Annotated in this window: 6 protein-coding genes; 1 reads left to right on the top strand and 5 read right to left on the bottom strand. The window is 36.9% G+C overall.

Translation table 11 applies throughout. The features are described 5' to 3' along the window. Positions 1-96 precede the first annotated feature (96 nt). Positions 97-1,137 carry a hypothetical protein gene (locus BUC45_RS03870; RefSeq protein ID WP_296970480.1) on the bottom strand — a complete coding sequence of 347 codons (1,041 nt, stop codon included), beginning with the start codon at positions 1,135-1,137 and terminating at the stop codon, positions 97-99. 157 nt (positions 1,138-1,294) lie between these two features. Between BUC45_RS03870 and yyaC the strand changes: the two genes are divergently transcribed. After that, on the top strand, positions 1,295-1,861 hold the full coding sequence (yyaC, locus tag BUC45_RS03865) for a spore protease YyaC (RefSeq protein WP_296970478.1): 567 nt from the start codon (positions 1,295-1,297) through the stop codon (positions 1,859-1,861). A gap of 58 nt (positions 1,862-1,919) precedes the next feature. Here the strand turns inward: yyaC and BUC45_RS03860 are convergent, their stop codons facing one another. From BUC45_RS03860 to BUC45_RS03845, 4 genes are all read right to left on the bottom strand, one after another. Next, positions 1,920-2,342 (bottom strand): polymer-forming cytoskeletal protein, encoded by a 423-nt coding sequence (locus BUC45_RS03860; protein ID WP_296970476.1) that lies wholly within the window; start codon positions 2,340-2,342, stop codon positions 1,920-1,922. Between the two features lie 18 nt (positions 2,343-2,360). Beyond that, complete coding sequence (locus BUC45_RS03855) at positions 2,361-3,269, bottom strand: M23 family metallopeptidase (protein WP_296970474.1); 909 nt, start codon at positions 3,267-3,269, stop codon at positions 2,361-2,363. Between the two features lie 88 nt (positions 3,270-3,357). Beyond that, on the bottom strand, positions 3,358-3,882 hold the full coding sequence (locus tag BUC45_RS03850) for a DUF4446 family protein (protein ID WP_296970473.1): 525 nt from the start codon (positions 3,880-3,882) through the stop codon (positions 3,358-3,360). Between the two features lie 229 nt (positions 3,883-4,111). After that, complete coding sequence (locus BUC45_RS03845) at positions 4,112-4,804, bottom strand: DUF554 domain-containing protein (protein ID WP_296970470.1); 693 nt, start codon at positions 4,802-4,804, stop codon at positions 4,112-4,114. Positions 4,805-5,206 lie beyond the last annotated feature (402 nt).

Raw genomic sequence — 5,206 nt, 5'->3', positions numbered from 1 at the left:
TCAATAGGAAAAATTGCAATTGAGCGAAAAGAGCAGGCCGGAAAAGATGGCCTGCTCTTTTCTGGCTCAACTGCAATTCTTTCCTTATTTATTATATCATTCTATCTTAATGCTCAAAACCCTTCTTATAACTAATAAAATACCAAAAAATATGCCGATTATTCCAAATAGAGGATATATTTTATTTATCAAGCTGGCAAAACTGTATTTTGTAAAAGGTATGCCGATAAATAGAAGGTTTAATGCATTTCGATAATTGATGCCAAATCTATGGGCAAATCCTCGGGAAAAAGAAAATCCGAGGCTCAGCGCGGTTGTCAGCATAGCCGATAATAATACCAAAATAGAAATTAGATATATTACGTGGTGATACTGCCTTGCCACCCAAAGCAAGGGAATCTGCACCCCGACAGAAAGCGATGCGTAATTTACAGAAGTAATAAACCACATTACCACCGCCATCGCCATAAGCCCTAATGCTCCAATTATAGCAGCACCCCATGCCGCACTTTCCCTATTTGTATAAGTGCCAAGAGATGACAAAACCACTAGAGCTAAAGTAATATTATAGCTTACATAAATCAGAGATGAAATTAACCAGCTTTTTTTACCTGGCAAAGTTTTTATACAACTTAAAGCATTTGGATTTTCCTTTAAACAACAAAAACCTATGAAAAGCGTGATAATAATCATTATAGATACTAGCAGTTTATTGAGCTTAGCAAGACTGCTAACCCCCTTTTTTAAACACATGACAATCACGATATTCAATAACAAAACTGTTAATATGTAGTCAATGTTCATGCACTCTTTAAGCACTGCGCCACATCCTGACAGCATGATATAATACCCCGCTAGACAAAAGATATCCACATATATATCAATTAAGGACATCAGTCTGCCTCCGGCTATTTGCAGCAATACATCCTCAGCGCACTCAGATTGCAGTCGTATTGCCTGCCTTAATATAAAATAGCCCAATAAAAAGAAAAGAATCGCAGCCGTTATTATCCCAAGCAAGCCTTCTTTTCCGTATATGGTAAAAAAACTCATAATCTCCTGGCCGGAAGCAAAACCTGCTCCAATTAGGGTGCCGATGTAAATGGCTCCTAAGCTTATTTCATCATTGAAATTCAAACCATATTCCTCCTGCACTTTTTTATAATTTACAACATTTAAACATTTACAACATAGATATGATTAAAAAATGCAACTATGACGCATAATTTAATATGAATACTAAATTATGATTTCACATATAATGTTATAAATTCCCTCAGGAGGTTTGCCTGTTATGCAATTGGAACAGACATGTTTTAATTATAAGGATTTACGAGTACATATAGATTCCCCTTCAGCTTATAAGTTATTTTGCAATTACTTTATTGAAATGCTGACTGATACATATACTCAAGCCCCATTAATCATAATTTGCATAGGAACTGACCGTTCTACCGGTGATGCGCTTGGTCCGCTGGTAGGTGAAAAATTATATAAAGTTTGTCGTCATGCTAAGGTTTTGGGTAATTTACAAGAGCCGGTTCATGCCTGTAATCTTGAAAAGGTGCTAGGTGAAGTAAAAAGCACCTATGAAAACCCATTTATAATTGCCATCGATGCTTCCCTCGGCCGTACAGAAAATGTTGGTACTATTAAAATCAGCCCTGGTGCTTTAAAACCTGGAGCAGGTGTCAATAAAAATTTACCTTCGGTTGGTGATTTTCACATTACAGGAGTTGTAAATGTAGGCGGTTTCATGGAATATGTCGTGCTTCAAAATACCAGGCTTTATACTGTAATGAGGATGGTGGATATTATCTCATTGGGAATCATGCGTGGGTTGGAAAGGTTTTTCGGATAGGGCTTGTTACAAGATAAAACTATTTCTTACCGCTTTTAGAAAAAAATCAAACCCAACTTTATGTTGGGTTTGATGTCTTCTCTTTCTTATTTGTTTCAACAAGATTTAAATCTACCTTGTTTTCTGCTCCCCTCATCTCACATTTGCCGTCAAAGAAAGCTCCATCTTCAACAAGCAGCGTACCTACCTTTATATCTCCCGTCACTTTACCTGTGCTCTTTATCTCAAGCTTACCGTCTAGCTGAATATTGCCTTGATACACTCCTGCTATGATGGCGTTTCTAGCCTTAAGTTCAGCAGTAACCTTTGCACCCTCGCTTATAATCAAATCTTCATCACATTCTATTTCGCCATCAAAATTTCCTTCTATCCGCATTAATCCCGATGATTTTATCTTACCATTAAACTCTGCGTTCTTGCCAAGTATCGTATCAACTCTATCTATATTTGCTATAGTCGGCTCACTCCTCTTCCCAAACATGTATTTCCTCCTCTCTCACTACAAAAAGTCTGCAGGGTCCTGAAGCTGCCCGTTCAACCTTACCATATAGTGCAGATGTGGGCCTGTACTTCTCCCTGAACTTCCTACCCTTGCAATCGCCTGACCCTTCTTTACCTGCTGACCTGCTTTTACAAGTATGCTAGAGTTGTGACAATAGGATGTTTCAAAACCATAGCCATGGCTTATAGTCACAGTCCTGCCATAACCTGCCCGATAGCCGGTAAATGTTACCATGCCATCAGCCGTAGCAACAATCGTAGCCCCATATGATGCTCCAATATCCAAACCATCGTGAAATTCTTGTCTGCTGCCAAAGGGTGATTTGCGATATCCGAATTTTGATGTAATATTACCGTAAACAGGATAACCTGAAGGTGTATGTGATAGGCGATCATTTCTTTGAATGACTGCATCTTTTAGTTCTTCTAAACTCTGTTCCTGATCAGGAATTTTTAGCTCTAGTAACTGCAATTGACTTATTGCTCGCTGACGGTCTAATCCGCTGCGGCTTGTAAGTACGGCTCTACTCATATCTAACTGCTTGTCCTCTTTTTTTATGCTCGTTTTTAAAGCCGGATCACCTTCTAGCAAACCTCTTAAATCGGTGTCCAGCTTTTCCAATTCCGACATCTTTTTTTCTAAAATACTGGTTTTTTCCACAAAAAACTCTAACTGCTTTTGCAGCACATTATAGTCCTTGGCTATCGCTGATAATTCTTCTGTGCGAGTTTTAAACTTATTATAGGACAAATAAATATTTGAAACAAAAATCATCACACCAATTAAAGTAGCAGCCAGTAGTCCGCCAGCAATTTTTAAGGTCTTGGCTGAGACAGAAACAGCAAAGGTAGATTTCCCCGAGTGAGGAATAATCATCATCGTGAATTTCTCTTTTCTTTCGTTCACTCCGTTTACTCACCACCTATTTTTACGTATAGTTTGACAATTTACCTATCTTTATATTCGCCATGGTTTATGAAAATCCTTCCTAAATCTAAATAATTTTAGTTTGAATAGCCTCTAAAATTATTTCCCGCTCCTCTGGAGAAAGGGTGTAATTGCTCTTTCCTTCAACAATAGGCTTTAAATAAACTCGATTTTCATCCCGACCGTATATACTTGTTATCACAACACCTGAGTTTCCCTCATTTAGCAATGCTAGCGAAAAACTCAAATCACTGCCCATCTCCGGAAATGCGTTATAACGTTTCCAGTAAACCTTTTTAATCATCTGACGATTATCCTGTGTCAGCTGAGCAATTGCCTGCTTTATATCACTTACTTCATTATCTAAATCTTTCAAATAATCTGTCTGATGTAATAGAATGTCTTCAATATTGCTTCCATCCATACCCCTTGTAAGATCTTTATATTTTTTTACAATTTTAGACAATTTAATATTTACATTTATAAAAACAATTAATGTTATTATCGATAAAATAATAACGCCTAGCAGCAAGTTTTCCATGTTATTAGTAATAAATACATTTACAATATCTAAATAGTTTTTTAATTCCAATCAACATTCCTCCATTGCTTTAGGCTAAAACTACTTTGCGGTAAAATAAGCCATTTATTTTGTATCACAGCATTAATAATTATTTGATTCCCTACTGTAGAAATCTTATTTTACTAAATTTATGGTCAACATGCCGTGTACCCTACTATCATATTATGATTAAGAGACGGTTTTTTTATATTTTCATATTAAAATTGACTCTTTACGATAAAAAATCATATGTACCTTTTTAAAATGGTAAATGCACAAACAGCATCGCCATAGCAATTGCGACAAAGATAGCAGGAAGTAGATTTCCAACCTTAATTGTAACATCAATTCCAAGCATGTTAATTCCTATGCCAAATATCAGCAGCCCTCCGGCAGCAGACATTTCAGTTATTACTGCTGTGGTTAAAAAATCTTTTACAAATGAAGCTGCTAAAGTAATTGCCCCTTGATATAAAAGGACCGGAATAGCTGAAAATGCTACACCAAATCCCATTGTCGATGAAAATACCACTGCCGTTGTACCATCGAGTATTGATTTTACAAAGAGTATGTCATGATTGCCGTCAAGACCGCTTTGTATGGAGCCCAGCACCGCCATCGCCCCTACGCAGTAAACGAGACTTGCCGTTACAAAAGCGCGAGTAAAATTGCCGCTTTCATCTCGAAAACCTGATTCAAGTTTCTTCCCAAAACTATTCAGCCTATCCTCGATTTTCAATATCTCGCCTAGGATTCCTCCTATAACGGTGCTCAGTGTAAGCACAAGCATGTTCTCAGTCTTTACCGCCATGGAAATACCTATAATCATTATAGTAAGACTTAAACCCTGCATTACAGTATTTTTAATATTTTCACTGAAACGGTTTTTAAATGTAGTTCCCAGTAATGTACCTGCTATAATTGTTAGAACATTCACAATTGTTCCCAGCAAGTTTTCTCTCTCCTTAGTGCAAAGTGTTTGTTTAATTTTACCACTAGCCTTCCATTCCGTAAAGACTCCCTTCAATTTTCAGGATAAATAAATGGGACCACCCATGTTGGGCTTAATATGTTACATTGTCCGCATATATTAATACATAATATTATATTTTACCGTAGGGGAGACCATCGGTCTCCCGCTTATTACACATTATTACCTTTGGTGTCCAGCCTGTTCTTATTGCATATTATTATCTTTGCTCGGCTAATACAATAACACCACAACGCATTATTCGGCTGATATACATCCCACCATTTATTAAATTATATCCGGTTTGAAATTTCATGCTGACATATATTTTGTAAACAATATTTGCACGGCCCATATAATAACACCATAACGCATTATTTGCTG

This window comes from Tepidanaerobacter sp. EBM-38, assembly GCA_001896545.1.
Lineage (GTDB): Bacteria > Bacillota > Thermosediminibacteria > Thermosediminibacterales > Tepidanaerobacteraceae > Tepidanaerobacter.
The sequence above is the reverse complement of the archived record's forward strand: the minus strand, read 5'-3'. Positions and strand labels throughout refer to the sequence as shown.